Raw genomic sequence first — 21,513 nt, forward strand, 5'->3', positions numbered from 1 at the left:
TAATCCTTTAAAAATCCGAGGTATTAAATGGTAGGTTTTCCTTCAAAATCACAAATAAAATTCAAGTTTTTTTGTTTAAAAAAAAACTTATCAACGAAAACGTTTGAATTAGAGTAGCTTTATTAAAATGTTAGAAGAACAGCTGCCATAGTTCATTTTGTTTGCTAATTTTACCATTTAATACTTAAAAAAATGTCAAAAACAATAAAAAAGATAGGTGTTCTTACATCTGGAGGAGACTCTCCGGGTATGAATGCCGCCATTAGATCAGTTGTTCGTACATGTGCTTATCATTCTATTGGATGTATCGGGATTTATAGAGGATATCAAGGAATGATAGAAGGGGATTTCAAAGAAATGGGACCTCGAAGTGTAAATAATATTGTAAACAAAGGTGGAACTATATTAAAATCAGCTCGGTCTCTTGATTTTAAAACCGCAGAAGGTCGTGCAAAAGCACATCAAAATCTTTTAAAAGCTGGAATCGATGCATTAGTTGTAATAGGTGGTGATGGATCTTTTACTGGAGCATTGTTATTTAATACAGAATATAACTTTCCTGTAATTGGAATTCCTGGAACTATTGATAATGATATATTTGGGACCAGTCATACACTAGGTTATGATACCGCCTTGAATACTGTTGTAGAAGTTATCGATAAAATTCGTGATACTGCCAGTTCGCATAACAGATTGTTTCTTATTGAGGTAATGGGACGCGATGCAGGACACATTGCTTTGAATGCAGGAATAGGTGCAGGAGCCGAAGAAATTCTTATTCCCGAGGAAGATTTAGGATTAGATCGATTATTAGAATCTCTAAGAAAAAGTAAAGCAGCAGGAAAATCATCTAGTATTGTTGTAATTGCCGAAGGAGATAAAATTGGTAAATCAGTATTTGAACTTAAGGATTATGTGGAGTCAAATTTACCAGAATATGATGTTCGTGTTTCGGTATTGGGACACATGCAGCGTGGTGGTGCACCATCTTGTTTTGATCGAGTTCTAGCGAGTCGTCTTGGTGTTAAAGCTGTAGAATCCTTATTAGAAGGGAAATCAAATTATATGGTTGGAATATTATGTGATAAAATTGGTCTTACTCCATTGGAGCAAGCTATAAAAGGGCATACTGAAATTGATAGAGAATTATTGAGGGTTTCAGATATTATGTCTACATAAAAAATGCTAACTATTCAGTAGATGCTAAGATTGCAAGATACTAATTTTTTAAGATTTAAGTGAGTTTTTTTTTAAATTAAAAACCGTGGCATCTAAATTGAAGTACAGAATAGTTAAAAAAAGATGAAGTTTATTGTGAGGAAATTAGACTTTAATTAAGTTGAACAATAACAAAAAATTAAACAAAAATGTCAAAAGTAAAATTAGGAATTAACGGATTTGGAAGAATTGGAAGAATTGTTTTTAGAGAGTCTTTCAATAGAGATAATGTAGAGGTAGTTGCAATAAACGATTTATTAGAGGTTGATCATTTAGCTTATTTATTGAAATATGATTCTGTACACGGACGTTTTGACGGAACTGTTGAAGTAATAGATGGAAAATTATTTGTTAACGGTAGAAATATCAGAATAACAGCAGAAAGAGAGCCAGCAAATTTAAAATGGAATGAAGTAGGTGTTGATGTAGTTGCTGAATGTACTGGTTTCTTTACCACAATCGAAACTGCAAATGCACACATTACTGGAGGAGCAAAAAAAGTTATTATCTCTGCGCCTTCTGCTGATGCACCAATGTTTGTAATGGGAGTAAACCATACAAAAGCTTTGGCTACAGATACAGTAGTTTCTAATGCTTCATGTACTACAAACTGTTTGGCTCCAATTGCTAAAGTATTAAATGATAACTTCGGAATCGTTGAAGGTTTGATGACTACTGTACACGCTACAACATCGACTCAAATGACAAATGATGGTCCATCTAGAAAAGATTTCCGTGGTGGTAGATCAGCATTAATCAACATGATTCCATCAAGTACTGGAGCTGCAAAAGCGGTTGGGAAAGTTATTCCTGAATTAGACGGAAAATTAACTGGTATGTCTATGCGTGTTCCTACTGCTGACGTTTCTGTTGTAGATTTAACTGTAAAATTGGCTAAAGAAACTTCTTATGCTGAAATTATGGCTGCCATGAAATTAGCTTCTGAAACTACAATGAAAGGTGTTTTAGGATACACTGAAGATTTAGTGGTTTCTCAAGATTTTATTTCAGATCCAAGAACTTCTATCGTTGATAACTTAGCGGGTATTGGGTTGAATTCAACTTTCTTCAAAATTGTATCTTGGTACGATAATGAATACGGATATTCAAGTAAATTAATTGATTTGTCTGTACATATCGCAGGTTTAAAATAATTTTTTTAAATTTACAAAATCCCATTAGGTAACATTAATGGGATTTTATTTTTTGTTCGATTTTACAATATTCAAATTTAGTGTTGAGTTTAATGTGGGAAAAGCGACAAGATTTACAATAGATTAACCAAAAAAAAACATGAAGTGAGCATGACTTGATTGATAGGGAATATCAATGTAATATGCGACCCGAGTACCGATAGCTATCGGTACGAATAGGCGAAGCAATTCCATGCGACCATAAAAAATAAAACACATATGAAATTAATAGTTGACAGTGGTTCTACTAAAGCAGATTGGATTGCTATAGATGAAGAGGGAAAAGTTTTGTTTACTACACAAACATTAGGTTTAAATCCAGAAATTCTCAACGAAGAGGAAATAATAGAACGATTAAATGACCGATTTGATATTTTACAGAATAAAAAAACAACTACCCATTTATTTTTCTATGGTGCGGGTTGTGGTACCGATAGAATGAAATTGATGCTTTCTCAGCTTTTTCAAGTCTATTTTCCAAATGCCATAGTTGTGGTTGAGGAGGATACTTATGCAGCAGTTTATGCAACTACTCCAAAAGGTGAAAAAGCAATCGTTAGTATATTAGGAACGGGTTCAAATTGCAGTTATTTTGACGGACACGCGCTACATCAAAAAGTACAATCTTTGGGGTATATCGTAATGGATGATTGTAGTGGTAATGTTTTTGGAAAAGAATTAATTAGAAAATACTATTTTAATAAAATGCCAAAAGAATTAGCGGAACTTTTTGAAAAAGAGTACAACGTTGATCCTGATTTTATTAAAAATAAATTATATAAGGAGTCAAATCCAAATGCTTATTTGGCAACTTTTGCAAAATTCTTAATCCAAAATAAAGAAAATGAGTTTTGTAAAAAAATAATTTTTAAAGGGATGAAGTCTTTTATAAAAAATTATATCAAACAATTTGAAAATTGTAAAGAGCTTCCTGTGCATTTTGTAGGTTCTATTGCTTTTTACTTGAAAGATGAATTAGCCGAAATTTTCGAAAAACACGAATTACAACTGGGTAATGTTCTAAGAAGGCCTATAGATGGTTTAATAGCGTATCATGCCGCTAATGTGTAGTAGTTTCAGTGTTCAGTTTTTTAGTATTCAGTTACCACACTGTTGAAAACTGAACACTAAAAAACACTAATCACTAAAAAATAGCAATCATAGATATTTCTACATTTACGTTTTTTGGCAAACAGGCCACTTGAACCGTTTCACGTGCTGGAGCGGTTTTTTCGTCAAAATAAGACCCGTAAATGGCATTGATACTCCCAAAATCATTCATATTCATAATGAAAATGGTTGTTTTTACCACGTTTTCAAATGTCATTCCAGCTGCTTCGAGAACGGCTTTCATGTTTTCCATCACTTGTTTGGTTTCTACTTCAATGTTTTCAATTACTAATTCCATTGTTGCAGGATTCAACGCAATTTGTCCTGAAGTGTACAATGTATCTCCTTTTAAAACGGCTTGGTTATAAGGTCCAATTGGTGCTGGAGCCTTTTCGGTGTAAATTATTTTTTTCATAAATACAAAGTTATTGGTTATCTCTAAATGATTTGTCGATTATTGAAAAAAAATCCCCGCAGTTAAGAGGAAATTTTTAATGTTTTCTGCTAAATTCCATAATAAGTAATAAGAAAAATAGGTTGTCGTATTTTATAATGATAAATTTTAATAAGCATTGAGGTCTTTATTAAATCGAAATACGACATTATTTCATGTCCATTACTAAAACAGCATTTTCAACTTATATTCCTTTTATAGAAAATAAAAATTACCACTCTCGAAAGATTTACCATATAAGAATATAAGAAAAGATAAGCTATTGTTTTTTACATCCTAGCTTAAATGACCTTATATTCTTATATGGTTAAAATTAAATGCTGTTAATCTTGGAATATAGTCTTAATTAGTAAGATTTCTTTTTTCCCATTTAATGTCGCTAAGGATACCAGATTTGATTCCGATAAAAAAGTTCCAACTGGCATTATCGCCAAAAGGAGTCCAGTTAAAATCCATTCTCCAGCTCAATAAATCCCTTTCAAATCGAAGTTGTGTAAATGTAACTCCTTTTTGTACAAAATCATACCCTGTAGAAATTCCTGCTTTCCATTTGGGAGTAAGGTCTCCATTGGCAGAGATCATAATAGAATTTCCAATTATTTTCTTTTCTCTATTGTTGTTTCCATAAGTAAGCGAGTATGCAAAAGTCATGTCCCAAGGCAGTTTTGATCTAAAGAATTCGGATATTTTATCTTCTTCATCTTCATTTTCAAATTGACTTTTTCGAACACTCCCAACATCAATGTCCGAACCAAATAAATCATCGCCTCGTCCTCCGTTTTTAAGACTTTGAGTGTTTTTATCCTTTTTGGTTCCTTTGTTGTCAATAGAATAATTCATGGTTAGATTTGCACTGGTCATTCTAAACAAGCTTCCACCATTATTTATATTAAAAATATCAATTCTTTTTCCGGCATTGTCAATAGCATAGGGATCTAAGGTCGCACCAAAATTGGCAGACAATTTATTGTCGAAAAATTGGGTTCCACCGCTAACTCTCACAGGAGACCACGCAAGTTCAGTGGCATTAACGTTATAGCTAGTTGACAAATTTAAATTGTTTAGCAGCATGATTTTTTTGGCTTCTGTTTTCGTGCTGTCCTTGTCTGTAACTTTTGCTTCAAATGTGTTGCTAAGATTTATACCCAAAAAATTAGATTTATTCATGCCAGGGGAACCGTAAATTCCTCCTTCAAATCGAGTGTAATCTTTTCGCATCGTTCCGCTTGCATCGGTGGCGTACGTATCATAGTATTTCTCAAAACTGGGAGTGTAACTATGCGAAATAGACGGACGCATTACGTGTCGTATGGATTGTATTTTTTTATCGTCGCCAAAATTAAATGTACCATATATAGTTGTTCCTAAGCTTGTAGAAGAGGAGTAGGTTCTATAGGTATCAAAGCCTTTTATGGTTGTTGTTACAACAGTATTTACCTGTTCATCATATCGTTTGTTAATAGTCTTAAAATACCAAACTTCCTCATAATTTAAAGAGGTAGAAACGCTAAAATGTTTAAAGACCTTAAAGTTGGTACTTAATGGGATAGTATGTTGAAATCCAATATCTGCATCTCTAAACATTTCGGGTTTGAAAAATAAAGAATCGGTTGTTTTAAAGCTGTTTTTTCCGTTTAAATTATACTGCAAGTTGATGTTCTTGATAAACCCTTTTTTCGCACCATCATTTAATGCAAAAGGATACATACGATCTACACTAAACTGTAAGGTAGGAAGTGTCATATTGATTTCTTTAGTTTGCGTATTTTGGGAATGCGTTGCAGTTAAGGATATTCTTGATTGAGGAACTGAATTAAAAACGGTGCTATACGATATAGAAGAACTCAAAGTGTTGTTTAAAGAGGAACCAACATTGATTTGGTTTATGGTTTTCTTAAAATAAGCACTACTACCAAGATTCACAGATGCTGAAAATGTAGAATTAGGATTTGCTTTTGAATCTTGTGAGTGAGACCACTGAATGTTGTATATTTTGGTCTTTGAATAATCTGGATACCCTCTTTGGCTAGTAATGTTGTTTTCAAAACGAACATTAAAGTTTCCTTGAAAATGGTATCTATTGGCGTAGGATGATTGTGCTGCTATACCATAACTTCCATTGGTGTAATAATCGCCGGTTAATGTCAAATTGTAATAATCACTCAAGGCAAAATAATACCCCCCATTTTGGAGTGAAAAACCTTTGGTATTAGAATCGTTATAGGAAGGAAGGATAATCCCCGATGTGCTTGTTTCTTTTGAAAGTGGGAAATAAGCAAACGGAAGAAATAATGGCGTAGGAACACCAGCAATTACCATATTAGTAAATCCGGTTACAATTTTTTTACCTGGGGTAAATTTAATTTTATTGGTTTGAAAATAGTATTCTGGATTATCAATGTCTTTTGCGGTTGTAAATCTGGCACCTTTTAGGAAATATACAGAGTCGTTTTCTTTTTTGGTGATAGCCGCTTTTACATTAAATTCTCCTTGATTGGATCTTGAGTTCCAGATTAATGCTTTCTTAGTTTTAAAATTAAAACGTATAGAATCTGGTTCTATAACATTGGAACCTTGTTTAAAATTTGGAAATTGGGTGTAATTGCCTAAAGAATCTTTTATTCTACCGGCATAAACTTCGTTTTTTTCGTAATCCATAACGATAATACCCGACTTCAATTCTACATCTTGATAGTATAATTCGGCTTTGTCGTATAAGGTAATGTGTTTTTTCTTCTGATCTATTTTGACATAGTTTTCAGCTTTGTACTTGACTTTGCTGTCAAGAAACCCTTTTTTGACTTTAACAGTATCTAATCGTACCGTGTCAGTTTTAACTTCAACCACGGGTTTATCGACACTTTTCTTAGTGTTAGGAGTTTTAACTCCTTGTCTGTTAGTGGTTATGGAGGGCTTTTCCTTTTTTATATCTTGTGAATATAAATTACTAGATCCTAAAGACAGGAAAAATGATAGTAAAACGATATTAAATAAGTTTGTATACAAAGGTTTAAATGCTATTTTTGTAAAATGAAGGCTTGTGTATTCGCGGGTCAAAATTACATATAAATTTTTGTCAAAAATAATCAAATGATAAATTTATAACGGAAGTCTTATAATTAAATTAACTTTTAGAATTATGTTTTCAAAAAATAAATTTAAAGTCACTATAACTTTATTTTTCGCAATTTTTAGTTTTTCATTTGCAGGTTTTGCACAATCGTCTTCCAAATTCATTGTTGTTTTGGATGCGGGTCATGGCGGTAAAGATGATGGGGCAAAGTATAATGGCAATAAAGAGAAAGACTTAACCTTGGCAGTCACCTTAAAAGTGGGTAAATTATTAGAACAAAATCCAAGTGTTGATTTGATATATACCCGAAAAACAGATGAATTCATAGAACTTAGAGAAAGAGCAAAAATTGCCAATCGTGCTAATGCAAATTTATTTGTCTCCATTCATTGTAATGCAAATAAGAGTTCAACACCAAATGGGAGTGAGACCTATGTAATGGGTATGTCAAGAGCAAATATGAATTTTGAAGTTTCAAAAGCAGAAAACTCCGTGATTTTTTTAGAAGATAATTACAAGAAAGCCTATAAAGGTTTTGATCCAAACAACCCAGAAACATTAATAGGGTTGAAAATGGTGCAAGAAAATAATTTAACTAGTAGCATCGACCTTGCAAATAAAATACAGAATAATTTCTCAAACTCTTCAGCTATAAAATCAAGGGGAATAAAACAAGAACCACTATGGGTTTTAGATGCTTCTATAATGCCTGGAGTTTTAATTGAGATAGGTTTTGTTTCTAGTCCAATTGATGTGGTTTTTCTAGAATCCGAAAATGGTCAAAATGATATTGCTAAATCTATTGCAGATGCTATTGTAAGTTATAAAAATGAATATTTTGGAGATGGAGGAGCTGAATTTTTAGAAGAAAAACCTTCTCAAAATGTCATTGAAAATAAAATTAAAGTGAATGACTCTTCTCAAATTAATACTCCAATAATAATAAAAGACACTTTAGGATCTATTTATAAAGTTCAGTTATCGGCCAGTAAAAAGAAGATCGCTTTAGAATCTAAAAACTTTAAAGGATTAAAAAATGTTTCAATGCTATACGAAGATCAGATTTATAAATATTTTTTTGGAGAAACAACAGATTATATGGAAGCAAAAAATCAATTGAAAGAAGCTAAATCAAAAGGATATGATTCTGCGTTTTTAATTGCCTATAAAAATGGAAAAAAAATAAGCATACAAGAAGCGATTAAATAGTTTTCAGTTTTAAGTCTCAGTTTTCAGAGTTGTCACTAAACATTGCAATTCATTTTCTTAACAATATTTGTAAAAAAGAGAGTCTGTTTTGAAAGTGTTTTTAAAATCAATATCCTTTTTAGACGGAAAACTGAGACAAAAAACTATGACTGCGACTGAAAACTGCGACTGCGACTGAAAACTGCGACCTGAATAGTTATAATAATAATTACAATTTCGAATATTTTATATTAGATTTGCAAAAAAAAAGACATAAATTTTGAAAATTACAAGAGAAATAAAAACGGCCATTTTAGTACTTACGTCAATTTTATTGTTCATTTGGGGGTACAGTTTTCTAAAAGGTAAAGACCTATTTAATAATTATAAAACATTTTTTGTTGAGTATTCAAATGTAGAGGGATTAGCCCCTTCAGCTCCAGTAACGATAAACGGTCTTATTGTTGGCAAGGTTAAAACTATAACAATTAGTGATACAGGAACTTTGTTAGTTGAATTGCAATTAAGTACTGATTTTCCTATTTCTAAAACAAGTACAGCAACGCTATATGACGGGAGTCTTATAGGAGGTAAACAAATAGCAGTTCACCCTAATTTTAAGGATAAAACTATTGCAGAAAACGGGGATTATTTAGTAGGTAATACGCAAGCCAGTTTAATGGATTCATTAGGTGGAAAATTATCACCTGTTGCGGCTAAGGTCGAAAAAGTATTGACCAGTGCGGATCAATTAATTGCTGGGCTTAATACTGTTTTGGACGCTAAAGGACAAGAAGATTTAAAAAAGACTTTGGCGGAGTTGAGCGAAACGATGGCGCAATTTCATAAAGTTTCATTGAGCGCCAATAGTATTTTGGACGAAAATAAAGGACAATTAAAAGGGGTTGTATCCAATTTTAATAAAGTATCTAGTGACTTTTCTAAAATATCGGATTCCTTAAATAAAGCCGATTTAGGAAAAACAGTTAGGAATTTGAATGCCGCTTTAGCTAAAGTGGATGGCCTTATGAGAGATTTAGATTCTGGAAAAGGAACAATGGGAAAATTACTTAAAGATGAAGCACTTTATAAAAATTTAGAAAAAACTTCAAAAGAATTGGACTTGCTTTTACAAGATGTTCGATTAAATCCAACACGATATGTAAATGTTTCTGTTTTCGGAAAGAAAAATAAACCTTATGTTACACCAAACGATTCTATAAAAAAATAAAAAACTAGTATATGGGTTATCTTAGTAATGTGTTATTTGCCATAGTATTGATCATCGGATTTGGATATTTTTATTCAAGTGTCAAGAAAATAATTAGAAATATAAATCTAGGTGTCGCTGTAGATCGTAAAGATAATGCAAAGGCAAGATGGAAAAATATGGCTATGATTGCGCTTGGACAGTCAAAAATGGTAAAAAGACCTGTTGCGGGCGCGCTTCATATTATCGTATATGTTGGATTTATAATCATCAATATCGAATTATTAGAGATCATCATTGATGGTTTATTCGGAACCCATAGAATTTTTGCCTCTATAGGAGTAGTTTATGATGTTTTAATTGCTTCTTTTGAAATATTGGCTTTTTTAGTCTTATTTGCTGTTACAGTATTTTTGATAAGAAGAAATGTCGTTAAGCTGAGACGATTTATACATTCTGATTTAAAAGGCTGGCCAAAAAGCGATGCTAATTATATCTTGTATTTTGAGATTACTTTGATGACTTTGTTTTTATTGATGAATGCCTCCGATTTGCATTTGCAAAACGTTCCTGGTGGATTTTCTCATTTTATAAAAGCGGGATCTTTCCCTATTAGTCAGTTCATAGCACCTGTTTTTAACGGAATGTCTAATGAGTTGGTTATGTTGCTAAATGAAGGATTCTGGTGGGTGCACATTGTTGGTATTTTGGTATTTATGAACTATTTGTATTTCTCAAAACACCTTCATATTTTATTGGCTTTCCCAAATACTTACTTCGCTAATTTAAAGCCACAAGGACAGTTTGATAATTTAGCTTCTGTAACTGCCGAAGTAAAATTGATGATGGATCCAAACGCCGACCCATTTGCGGCAGCGCCAGTTTCAGAAAATGATGTTCCTAGTAAATTTGGAGCCAGCGATATTCAGGATTTAAATTGGGTTCAGTTATTGAACGCCTATACGTGTACCGAATGTGGTCGTTGTACATCTTCTTGTCCAGCAAATCTAACCGGTAAAAAATTGTCTCCTCGTAAAATTATGATGGACACGAGAGATAGAATTGAGGAAGTTGGAAAAAACATAGATGCCAATAAAGGTATCTTTGTACCGGATAACAAATCATTATTAAATGATTATATAACTCCAGAAGAATTGTGGGCTTGTACTTCATGCAACGCTTGTGTTGAGGAATGTCCTGTAAATATCAGTCCGCTTTCTATCATTATGGATATGAGACGTTATCTTGTTATGGAACAAAGTGCTGCGCCAATGCCTATAAATGCGATGATGACCAATATTGAGAACAATGGTGCTCCTTGGCAATACAGTCAACAAGATCGATTGAACTGGAAAAATGAAAATTAGTCTTGTTAAGATTTTCTTTTAAATAAAAATATAAAAATACTTGCAAATAGATACTTTAGAGCCTTTTGCAAAAAAACATAAAAAGTTATGTCAGAAAGTTTAATAGTGCCAACAATGGCCGAAATGCTAGCCCAAGGAAAACAACCAGAAGTTCTATTTTGGGTAGGTTGTGCAGGAAGTTTTGACGATAGAGCAAAGAAAATCACTAAAGCGTTTGTGCGAATATTAAATCGTGCCAATGTATCTTTTGCAGTTCTTGGTACAGAAGAAAGTTGTACTGGAGATCCCGCAAAAAGAGCAGGAAATGAATTCTTGTTTCAAATGCAGGCCATGATGAATATCGAGGTGCTTAATGCCTATGAAGCAAAGAAAATTGTTACTGCTTGTCCGCATTGTTTTAATACTTTGAAAAATGAATATCCAGAATTGGGTGGTCATTATGAAGTTGTACATCACACGGAATTTCTTAAATCATTATTAGATTCAGGTCGATTAACTATCGAGGGAGGACAATTTAAAGGAAAACGAATTACTTTTCACGACCCTTGTTATTTGGGTAGAGCCAATAATGTTTATGAAGCGCCAAGAGAATTAATTCAGAAATTGGATGCCGAATTAATTGAAATGAAACGTTCCAAAGCGAATGGTTTATGTTGTGGAGCGGGTGGTGCACAAATGTTTAAAGATGCTGAACCTGGAAACAAAGAAATTAATGTCGAAAGAACAGAAGATGCTCTTGAAACCAAACCAGACATCATTGCAGCAGGTTGTCCTTTTTGCAATACCATGATGACAGACGGTGTTAAAAACAAGGAAAGAGAAGGTGATGTTAAAGTAATGGACATCGCTGAGTTAATTGCCAACGCTCAAGATTTATAAAACCTCACCCCAGCCCCTCTCCAAAGAAGTGAGGCGCAAACTACAGGTTTTTAAATCTAAAATCTGCTCCCGATAGCTATCGGGACTAAAATCTAAAATCATAAATCCCCATGTTTGTCCCTTTTGAAAATTTACCCGAAGAATCTAGAATTTGGATTTATCAATCGAATAGAAAATTTTCGGATGCCGAGTTTTCCGAAATCGAAACTGATTTGAAATCATTCCTTAACGAATGGGCGGCACACGGAACTAGCCTAGAATCTTCTTATTTATTGAAGTACAATCGATTTATTATTCTTGCCGTAAATCAAGATGTGCAAGCAGCAACGGGTTGTTCTATAGATTCCTCAGTTGAATTTATTCAAAGCTTAGAAAAGAAGTACAGTGTAGATTTATTGGATAAAATGAATGTAACGTTTAAACTGGGAGAGCATATAGCTCACAAGACCTTGATTGATTTTAAGAAAATGGTTAAAGACAAAGCGGTTACCGAGAATACAATTGTCTTTAATAATTTGGTTAACAATATCGAAGAGTTCAATGAATCTTGGGAAGTCCCTGCTATGGATAGCTGGCATAGTCGTTTTTTTTAAACTAATTTATAAATTCACTATGTCTAAAGTTCTTTCTTTTTTTTTACTGTTTTTTTGTTTTTCGATTTCAAATGCCCAAAATTCTGACATTGATCTTTTGAAGAAGATTAATGGCAACAGAAATACTAACATCGAATCTGGAATGGTTGGTATTACAAATAGTGTTATGCCTATTAGTATAGGAACTCCTATTATTATTTATGCTGTTGGATTAATCGAAAAAGACAGTCTCACAAAGAAAAAAGCATTATTTATAGGAGAAACTTTTGCTGCTTCGGCATTTGTTACTTTGGTGTTAAAGAGTGCTACTAAAAGAGATAGACCTTATGTTACCTATCCTGAAATAGATAACGTTGTAGAAGAATCTAGTTATTCATTTCCTTCAGGGCATACTTCATTGGCTTTTGCTACAGCTACATCATTGAGTATGGCTTACCCGAAATGGTATGTTATTGCCCCATCGTTTTTGTGGGCTGGTGCGGTTGGATATTCCCGTATGTATCTTGGCGTGCATTATCCTACTGATGTTTTGGCAGGCGCAATTGTTGGTAGTGGTTCTGCTTTTTTGTGTTATAAATTGAATAAATGGATTAATAAGAAAAGAGCACCTCATCAAAAAAAGCTTTGGGAGTAATTGTTTGATTTTCGATATATCCGGTTTAGTTATATTTTGGTTTTAAAATTTACTTTGTTTTAATTTTAAAACGTATTTTTGCTTTTGTGAAATGGACTAGCACTATATTATCAATTCTTTTTTTATTTCTTTCTTGTTTGCCTTGCGCAGATAAGGAAGGTAGTAGTTCGTCTCAAAATGTTATTGTAAAAAGTAGTTCAGAACATAATCAAGATAATGATGCTTGTTCTCCTTTTTGCGTTTGTAATTGTTGTAGTTCTCAAGTCTTTGCTTTTAATAGTATTTCTACTTTTAGCTTTATTATTATCAAAAAGCAAGTTGAAAATCGTATTCCAGAATACAAATCAGTTCTTACTTCCAATTTCTACGGAAGTATTTGGCAACCCCCTCAGATAGTATAATGAAACCTAATTCCAATTAGTATTGGAAATTAGGATAGAGAGTTGTGGCTTCTCCACAAAATAATAGACTTTTTCAGGTCTGATTTCTCATTCATTATATTTAAAAAATGACACATAAAATCATTAATTTTTCAGTAAACAACAAACTGATTACAGGAGTTTTATTATCCATTTTTGTCCTGTTCGGAATCTATTCATTCACACAATTAAGTGTAGATGCATTGCCAGATGTGACCAATAACCAAGTGCAAGTAATAACCAATGCACCCAATTTAGCTACCCAAGAAGTAGAGCAATTTATCACGTATCCATTAGAAACCGAGTTTAAATCGTTGTCGGATATGGTTGAGTTGCGCAGTACAAGCCGTTCTGGTTTGTCTGTAATTACAATTGTTTTTAAAGACAATGTACCCGTAAATATTGCTCGCCAACGGGTTGATGAAAAAATAAAAATGGCAACGGATAATATTCCGAAGCAATATGGTATGCCCGAATTATTGCCACCAACTACTGGACTTGGCGAGATTTTTCAATATGTATTGGTTCCCCAAAAAGGCTATGAAAATAAATACAATCTTACAGAATTGCGAACGATTCAAGATTGGATTGTGCGTCGTCAATTATTAGGTACCGTTGGTGTTGTGGACGTGAGTAGTTTTGGAGGTAAACTAAAACAATATGAAGTGTCAGTAAAACCGGAACGGTTGGCTGCTAATAATCTTACGCTTATTGATGTTTTTGATGCTCTGCAAAACAACAACGAAAACACAGGTGGAAGCTATATTGACAAAGGCCCCAATATTTATTTTATTCGTGGCGAAGGATTAATCCAAAACATGGATGACATTAATAATGTTGTAGTAAAAAATAATTCGGGTGTTCCTATTTTAATAAAAGATATTGCCGAAGTTAAATTTGGATTTGCACCTCGTTACGGAGCAATGACCAGAAACGGAAGAGGAGAAACAGTAGGAGGAGTTGTTCTAATGCAAAAAGGAGAGAACGCCGTTAGAGTTATTGAACGCGTAAAAGAAAGAATGAAATCTATCGAAAAATCTTTGCCAAAAGGCGTGAAAATTGATGTTTTTGTAGATAGAACTAAACTTATTGAGAAAACGGTTAGTACAGTTTCTACTAATTTATTGGAAGGGGCTTTAATTGTAATATTAGTTTTAGTATTGTTTTTAGGAAGTTTGAGAGCTGGCTTAATTGTGGCTTCTGTAATTCCGTTAGCGATGCTTTTTGCCATAATTATAATGAATCTATTTGGGTTGAGCGCCAATTTGATGAGTATGGGTGCTTTAGATTTTGGTTTAATAGTTGACGGTGCCGTAATTGTTGTTGAAGCCACTTTGCATATTTTTTCAAAGCATTATAAGAATGATACCCTCTCTCAAAATAAAATGGATCATGAAGTCATTAAAAGCTCATCTAAAATTATGAGTAGTGCCATTTTTGGGCAAATTATTATTTTGATTGTATATATTCCTCTCTTTGTTTTGAGCGGTGTTGAAGGCAAAATGTTTATGCCGATGGCTCAAACGGTAAGTTTTGCAATTGTAGGAGCGTTACTGCTTTCGCTTACGTATGTGCCTTGGGCGAGTAGCATTTTTTTAAGTAAAAAGATTAGCAATAAACCCAATTTTACAGACAGGTTCATCAAAAAACTGAACAATTGGTATCAACCTGTTTTAGTTCTTGCATTAAAAAGAAAATTTGAAGTTATAGGGATTGCAGTTTTTTTATTCATTGCCTCATTATTTATTTTCAATTCATTGGGAGGCGAATTTATTCCCGAATTAGATGAAGGTGATTTTGCTATGAATTACACCATTAGACAAGGAAGTAGTTTGCCACAAAGCATTCAAGTAGGGACTCAATTAGAAAAATTAGCACTTACATTTCCAGAAGTAAAAGAAGTAGTTAGTAAAATAGGTACCAGTGAAATTCCAACCGACCCAATGCCAATCGAAAGCGCCGATATCATTATGGTAATGAAAGACAAAAAAGAATGGACAACAGCTAATAATAAAGAAGATTTAGCCGATAAAATGAACGAAAAATTGAGTCAAATTCCGGGTTGTAATTTATCGTTTGAGCAACCCATTCAAATGCGTTTCAATGAACTGATTGCAGGGGTAAAATCGGATATTGCCATAAAAATATTTGGAGATGACTTGGATAAACTCTTTTCAGAAGCCAATAAATCGGTTCCGATTATTAGTGGAATAGAGGGTTTGACTGATATTAAAGTAGAGCAAGTTACGGGAATGCCCCAATTGGTAGTAAATTATAACCGAAATAAAATTGCTCAATATGGTTTGAATGTTGCCGAAGTGAACCGGATTTTGAATACCGCTTATGCAGGGGGAACAACGGGGGTAGTGTATGAAGGCGAGCGTAAATTTGATTTGGTCGTTCGTATTCCTAAAAATGAGAATACCGACATAGATGCTTTAAAATCATTGTTAATACCAACTCCAAAAGGGAATCAAATTCCATTGAACGAAGTCGCTGAAATCACTTTTAAAACTGCGCCATCACAAATAAGTAGGGAGGAAGCACAGCGAAGAATTGTTATCGAAGCCAATGTACGCGGTCGAGATGTAGAAAGTGTGGTTTTGGAAATTCAGAAGAAATTAGATGCCAAACTAAAATTGCCAGAAGGTTATTTTATAAAATATGGAGGACAATTTCAGAATCTACAGGAGGCAAAAGGAAGATTGCAATTGGCCGTTCCTGTTGCGCTTTTGCTTATTTTCTTTTTGCTCTTTTTGTCGTTCCGCTCTCTCAAAGAAGCCACTATAATTTTCTCCGCAATTCCTTTGGCCTCTATTGGCGGAATTTTCGCTTTATGGATACGTGGAATGAATTTTAGTATTTCGGCAGGAGTTGGTTTTATTGCTCTTTTTGGGGTTGCTGTTCTTAACGGAATAGTGCTGATTAGCTATTACAATCAACTAAAAGAAGAAGGCGAAGACAATTTATTGCAACGCATCTACAAAGGAAGCAGCGCCCGATTGAGACCAATTTTAGCAACAGCTACAGTGGCTTCATTAGGTTTTCTGCCAATGGCATTAAGTACAAGTGCAGGTGCCGAAGTTCAAAAACCATTGGCAACGGTGGTTATTGGCGGGTTGTTAACTTCAACATTGCTGACTTTATTTGTTTTACCCGTTTTGTATTATTTGGTAATGTCTTCAAAAAAAATAAAGATAAATCCGAAAATTGCATCCATTGTTGTTTTGCTTTTTAGTTTTTATTCTTTTAATGCTAATGCCCAAAATAGTCCTTTGCAATTAAATGATGCGTTGCAATCTGCATTAAAAAATTATCCAACAATGCAACAGGCTAGTTTGCAAACAGAGCAACAACAAGCATTAACAAAAACAGCTACAGTTTTAGACCCATTTAATATCAATAGCAATTTGGGTCAGATGAACAGTAAAGTGTTTGATTACAATGTGGGAGTGGCTCAAAGCTTCAAATTATCGAATAAAGCGGATAGAAATCTTTTGAATCAAAATGTTACTGTTGCCAAATCATTTGAAGCTGTAACCAAAAATGAATTGATTAAAAATGTTTCAAGTGCCTATTTCTTTTGGATTTACAATGTGCAACAGTATAATTTGTTACTAGAGATAGATAACATTTTTTCAGATTATGAAAAGTATGCCGACAAGAAATTTCAACTAGGCGAAAGCAATAAACTGGAAAAAATAAATGCCACATTGCAGCACAAAGATTTAAAAATGAAATTGGCAGAGGTAAATACCCAAGTGTCTTTTTATTTGGTTGAATTGCAAAAATGGACAGGAAATAATACGGTTTACCAAGCACCGGTAAAGTATGAAGCTTTGGCAGAAATTAATTTAAGAGACAGTACATTAGTTAAAAAACATCCGGTTTTACAGTTTTTGCAACAGCAAATTATTGCGAAAGAATTAGCCATAAAATCAGAAAAGGCAAAAGCAAATCCATCATTCAATGTTGGGGTAAATGCACAAAGTTTGGACAAAGAAAATCCGTTTTATTTTGGAAGCGTAGGTATTAATATTCCATTATTCAGAAATGGAATTGAAGCAAAAACACAAGTGGCAAAATTAGAAACCGAAATCGCTAAAAAAGAACTAGAGAAATCACAACAGGAATTAGCAACGATCTATTTGCAACAATACCAACTGCAAAAACAGTATTCGGGACAACTCAATTATTATAAAACGGAGGGAATTCCAATGGCAGAAACGATTGTCATCTCTGCCCAACGGTTATACAAATCGGGAGATATCGGTTATATCGAATATACCCAAAACCTGAAAGATGCCAATAAAATCAAAAATGATTATTTGACCGCAATGAACAATTACAATCAAACGATAATCAACATTCAATATTTATTAAACAAATAAAATACAGCGATGAAAAATAATATAATAATCATACTCTTTTTGTTTTTAGGTCTAATCTCTTGCAAAAAAAGTGCTAATGAAGAAACAATTGTCAATGATTCGAAGGAGGTAGTAGCAGAAAAAACTGTTGTGACTTTTACAGATGCACAAATCAAAGCGATTGACTTGCAGTTAGGTGATTTTGAAAAGAAAAACCTAACGACAACATTAAAAATAAATGGAAAATTATCGTTACCTCCACAACATCAAGCACAAGTGAGCATATTGACAGGTGGCGTTGTGAAAAACATTTTGGTTCAAGAAGGCGAGTTTGTAAATGACGGGCAACCATTGGCAACCATTGTTAATACGGAAGTGATACAATTGCAACAGGATTATTTAGAAAATAATGCCAATCTTAATTATTTGGAAAAAGAATACCAACGCCAAAAAGAATTGAGAGACGATAATATCAATGCTGGGAAAACCTATCAGCAAGCACAAAGAGAATTGCAAATTGCGCAGGCCAAAAAAGAAACCTTACGATCTAAATTGGCACAATTAGGTATCAACGCAAGTAAGCTAACATCAAAAAATATTGCTTCGAGTATTGCTATTTCAGCACCAATAAGCGGTTATATTCAACACATTAATTTGAGCATGGGAAAATTTGCCGATGCGAATGCCGTATTGTTTGAAATAATCGACAATCGTTTTTTGCATTTGGATTTAAAAGTTTTTGAGAAAGACATTCACAAAATAAAAATCGGACAAGAAATAGTATTTAGTGATGCAAATGATGTTTCTCATACACACCCAGCCAAAATTTATGCCATCAATAAAGCATTTGAACCCAACGAACAAGCGGTATTGGTACACGCTAAAATAAATGAAACTACAGAGACTCTCTTACCGGGAATGTATGTAGAGGCGAGAGTTAAAATTGATAATAACAACACAACGGCACTGCCAACGGAAGCTATCGTCAACAATGGTAACGATCATTTTATCTTTATTTCTAAAGGAAAAAATACGTTTAAACAAATAAAAGTAAATATTGGCACCACCGATTTGGGATTTACCGAAGTTAAAGTAATTGATGAAGTTAAAGGTAATACAAAAGTAGTAATCAAAGGAGCCTATTATTTATTATCGGATCTAACAAAAGGAAGCGGAGAAGAATAAAATAGTAATTCTAAAGACTGTAGTACTGGTTGTTATGTTGTAATTTTGATATAAATTAAAGAAATGAATAATACATTTAAAGAAATTAAAAATATAAAACGGGATGAACCTGATAGCTGTTGTTCCAGTCACAATGAACACGTACATTCGGATTCAGATAGTCACGATCACGAGCATGATCATTCGCACGGGGAGGGAAGTTATTTTCAAATGTTTTTTCCTGCTGTAATTTCTTTTTGTCTATTGTTGATTGCCATTGTTTTTGATAATTATTTTCCTCAAACGTGGTTTAGTGGTTGGATCCGGATAGGTTGGTATATTGCTGCCTATTTTCCAGTTGGATTTCCGGTGGTAAAAGAAGCATTCGAAAGCATTCGGAAAGGCGATGTCTTTTCAGAATTTCTATTGATGGGTATTGCAACTATTGGAGCGTTTGCGATTGGGCAATTCCCAGAAGGGGTAGCTGTTATGTTATTTTATGGCATTGGCGAAATTGTTCAAAGTCTAGCGGTCAAAAGAGCCAAGTCAAACATCAAATTATTGTTGGATCAAAGACCTGATTCGGCTACAGTTTTGGAGGGAGAAACTACTATTTCCAAAAAGGCTTCTGAAATTAACATTGGGGCGATCATTCAATTAAAACCGGGTGAGAAACTGGCTTTAGACGGAAAATTGATTTCTGAAAGTGCTACTTTTAATACTGCGGCTTTAACAGGTGAAAGTAAACCAGATACTAAGAAAAAAAATGAGAGCGTTTTGGCTGGAATGATTAACCTGAATACTGTTGCAGTGGTCGAAGTTACGACTGCTTATACGGATAGTAAACTCTCGAAAATCTTAGAAATGGTGCAAGAGGCAACAGCTAAAAAAGCACCAACCGAATTGTTTATTCGAAAGTTTGCTAAAATCTACACGCCTTTTGTTGTCTTTTTGGCTATTGCTATTTGTCTATTGCCATTTGTCTTTTTAGATAATTATGTGTTTAAAGATTGGTTGTACCGAGCACTGGTTTTCTTGGTGATTTCCTGTCCTTGTGCTTTAGTGATTTCTATTCCGTTAGGATATTTTGGCGGGATTGGTGCTGCGAGTAAAAACGGAATTCTGGTCAAAGGTTCCAATTTTCTCGATATAATGGCGTCTATTCAAGTGGTCGTTATGGACAAAACAGGGACGCTGACCAAAGGGGTTTTCAAAGTGCAAAAAGTAGTAGCACTAGGAGTTTCAGAAGAAGATTTAATTCAATACACAGCAGCATTAGAATCGAAATCTACGCATCCTGTCGGAACTGCGATTGTAGAATATGCAAAAGGATCGGATAAAAATCTAAAAATTACTGATGTAGAAGAAATTGCAGGGCACGGGCTTAAAGGAAAAGTGGAAGGGAATGAAATATTGGCGGGAAATGTAAAACTGATGCAGCAATTCGGTATCAGTTATGATCCTGAAATTGACAATACACCCTTTACAATTATAGTTGTTGCTATAAATAAAGTGTATTCAGGTTATTTTTTAATTGCTGATGAGATCAAAGAAGATGCCAAAACAGCCATTCAAAGCTTGCATAAAATAAATGTCAAAACGGTTATACTTTCGGGAGATAAACAAGCCGTTGTTGATGCTGTTGCAAAAGAGTTAAATATCGATTTGGCTTACGGAGATTTATTGCCTGAAAATAAAGCAGAACAAGTAGAAGCCTTAAAATTGCAAAATCAAAAGGTAGCGTTCGTTGGAGATGGTGTAAATGACGCCCCAGTGATTGCACTTGCCGATGCTGGAATTGCAATGGGCGGTTTGGGAAGTGATGCTACTATTGAAACGGCGGATATCGTTATTCAAAACGACCAACCCTACAAAATATATACAGCCATAAACATTGGTAAGAAAACAAAACAAATTGTTTATCAAAACATTGGTTTGGCATTTGCAGTAAAAGCAATTGTGTTAACCCTTGGTGCAGGAGGATTAGCCACAATGTGGGAAGCCGTTTTTGCCGATGTTGGTGTAGCCTTGTTGGCGATTTTAAACGCAGTTAGAATTCAGAGGATGAAGTTTTAGATAAAATAAAGTTTATGGGAATAGAATTAGAATTAATAATACTATTGATTATACAGACAATTGGTAGTTCGTTTTTTGCAAAATTTGAAATAGAAACATCTGTCCTAAAAAAAGTATTCAAATGGCTGACTATTGATGCTGTTACCATTGGTTTATACTATTTAATAAACCATTATGCAATTCTGTTTCCAGTAATAATGATTGCAATAGGCTCAATTGTACATTTCAGAATTTGCAAAAAAAATGGAATTGATCCGTTCTTAGCTACGCCAAGAAAAAAATATTACAAATTAAGAGGATGGAAATGGAAAGAATAGCTAATTCTTGGAGCAGGAGGTTTAGCCACAATGTGGGAAGCAGTTTTTGCAGATGTTGGGGTAGCTTTGTTGGCTATTTTAAATGCAGTACGGATTCAGAGAATGAAGTTTTTAGAGTAGATTAAAAAGAGGATGTTTGTAACAAATAAACATCCTTTTTGATTTATTTGTATTAGGTTTTTAACACGTTGTTAGCAATCAATCAATATAAATTGATTAATTTTGGATTGAAATAAGAAAAAGTAAAA

The 21,513-nt window shown here is 33.7% G+C and carries 16 protein-coding genes and 1 pseudogene; 15 read left to right on the top strand and 2 right to left on the bottom strand.

The genetic code is table 11. The features are described from left to right. The first annotated feature begins 192 nt into the window (after positions 1-192). The 3 genes from pfkA to FNW52_RS12025 all read left to right on the top strand — a co-directional run bounded on the left by pfkA (position 193) and on the right by FNW52_RS12025 (position 3,482). Entirely contained in the window at positions 193-1,179 is a 987-nt protein-coding gene (gene pfkA / locus FNW52_RS12015; RefSeq protein ID WP_143377715.1) for a 6-phosphofructokinase, read from the top strand. 188 nt (positions 1,180-1,367) lie between these two features. Beyond that, positions 1,368-2,372, top strand: a complete 1,005-nt coding sequence (gap, locus tag FNW52_RS12020) for a type I glyceraldehyde-3-phosphate dehydrogenase (protein WP_143377716.1) — start codon at positions 1,368-1,370, stop codon at positions 2,370-2,372. Between the two features lie 258 nt (positions 2,373-2,630). Further along, complete coding sequence (locus FNW52_RS12025; RefSeq protein WP_143377717.1) at positions 2,631-3,482, top strand: N-acetylglucosamine kinase; 852 nt, start codon at positions 2,631-2,633, stop codon at positions 3,480-3,482. 73 nt (positions 3,483-3,555) lie between these two features. Here FNW52_RS12025 and FNW52_RS12030 read toward each other — a convergent pair whose 3' ends face one another. Together FNW52_RS12030 and FNW52_RS12035 are read right to left on the bottom strand one after the other, a co-directional pair. After that, complete coding sequence (locus FNW52_RS12030; protein ID WP_143377718.1) at positions 3,556-3,936, bottom strand: RidA family protein; 381 nt, start codon at positions 3,934-3,936, stop codon at positions 3,556-3,558. 381 nt (positions 3,937-4,317) lie between these two features. Continuing rightward, positions 4,318-6,981, bottom strand: a complete 2,664-nt coding sequence (locus tag FNW52_RS12035) for a putative LPS assembly protein LptD (protein WP_370511569.1) — start codon at positions 6,979-6,981, stop codon at positions 4,318-4,320. 133 nt (positions 6,982-7,114) lie between these two features. On the opposite strand from FNW52_RS12035, the gene FNW52_RS12040 reads away from it, so the two are divergent. The 12 genes and pseudogenes from FNW52_RS12040 to FNW52_RS21305 all read left to right on the top strand — a co-directional run. Beyond that, positions 7,115-8,257: an N-acetylmuramoyl-L-alanine amidase gene (locus tag FNW52_RS12040; RefSeq protein WP_143377720.1), complete on the top strand. Its 1,143-nt coding sequence runs from the start codon at positions 7,115-7,117 to the stop codon at positions 8,255-8,257. A 259-nt stretch (positions 8,258-8,516) separates the two neighbouring features. Further along, on the top strand, positions 8,517-9,467 hold the full coding sequence (locus FNW52_RS12045) for an MlaD family protein (protein ID WP_143377721.1): 951 nt from the start codon (positions 8,517-8,519) through the stop codon (positions 9,465-9,467). 11 nt (positions 9,468-9,478) lie between these two features. Beyond that, positions 9,479-10,813 carry a (Fe-S)-binding protein gene (locus FNW52_RS12050; RefSeq protein ID WP_143377722.1) on the top strand — a complete coding sequence of 445 codons (1,335 nt, stop codon included), beginning with the start codon at positions 9,479-9,481 and terminating at the stop codon, positions 10,811-10,813. An 87-nt stretch (positions 10,814-10,900) separates the two neighbouring features. Beyond that, positions 10,901-11,692, top strand: a complete 792-nt coding sequence (locus FNW52_RS12055; protein ID WP_143377723.1) for a (Fe-S)-binding protein — start codon at positions 10,901-10,903, stop codon at positions 11,690-11,692. Positions 11,693-11,802: 110 nt separating this feature from the next. Further along, positions 11,803-12,285 carry an ABC transporter ATPase gene (locus FNW52_RS12060; protein ID WP_143377724.1) on the top strand — a complete coding sequence of 161 codons (483 nt, stop codon included), beginning with the start codon at positions 11,803-11,805 and terminating at the stop codon, positions 12,283-12,285. 97 nt (positions 12,286-12,382) lie between these two features. Next, on the top strand, positions 12,383-12,919 hold the full coding sequence (locus FNW52_RS12065) for a phosphatase PAP2 family protein (RefSeq protein WP_185965968.1): 537 nt from the start codon (positions 12,383-12,385) through the stop codon (positions 12,917-12,919). 86 nt (positions 12,920-13,005) lie between these two features. After that, entirely contained in the window at positions 13,006-13,320 is a 315-nt protein-coding gene (locus FNW52_RS21300) for a DUF6660 family protein (protein WP_370511570.1), read from the top strand. Between the two features lie 107 nt (positions 13,321-13,427). Further along, positions 13,428-17,729 carry a CusA/CzcA family heavy metal efflux RND transporter gene (locus FNW52_RS12075; RefSeq protein ID WP_143377726.1) on the top strand — a complete coding sequence of 1,434 codons (4,302 nt, stop codon included), beginning with the start codon at positions 13,428-13,430 and terminating at the stop codon, positions 17,727-17,729. Between the two features lie 9 nt (positions 17,730-17,738). Then, positions 17,739-18,893: an efflux RND transporter periplasmic adaptor subunit gene (locus FNW52_RS12080; protein WP_143377727.1), complete on the top strand. Its 1,155-nt coding sequence runs from the start codon at positions 17,739-17,741 to the stop codon at positions 18,891-18,893. A 63-nt stretch (positions 18,894-18,956) separates the two neighbouring features. Further along, positions 18,957-20,948, top strand: coding sequence for a heavy metal translocating P-type ATPase (locus tag FNW52_RS12085; RefSeq protein ID WP_143377728.1), 1,992 nt, complete (start codon positions 18,957-18,959; stop codon positions 20,946-20,948). A 14-nt stretch (positions 20,949-20,962) separates the two neighbouring features. Continuing rightward, complete coding sequence (locus FNW52_RS12090; RefSeq protein WP_143377729.1) at positions 20,963-21,265, top strand: hypothetical protein; 303 nt, start codon at positions 20,963-20,965, stop codon at positions 21,263-21,265. Beyond that, positions 21,266-21,385 (top strand): annotated as a pseudogene (locus tag FNW52_RS21305) (cadmium transporter); the annotation flags it as partial. Positions 21,386-21,513 lie beyond the last annotated feature (128 nt).

Origin of the sequence: Flavobacterium sp. ZT3R18, from assembly GCF_007097385.1 — a bacterium.
Taxonomy (GTDB): Bacteria; Bacteroidota; Bacteroidia; order Flavobacteriales; family Flavobacteriaceae; genus Flavobacterium.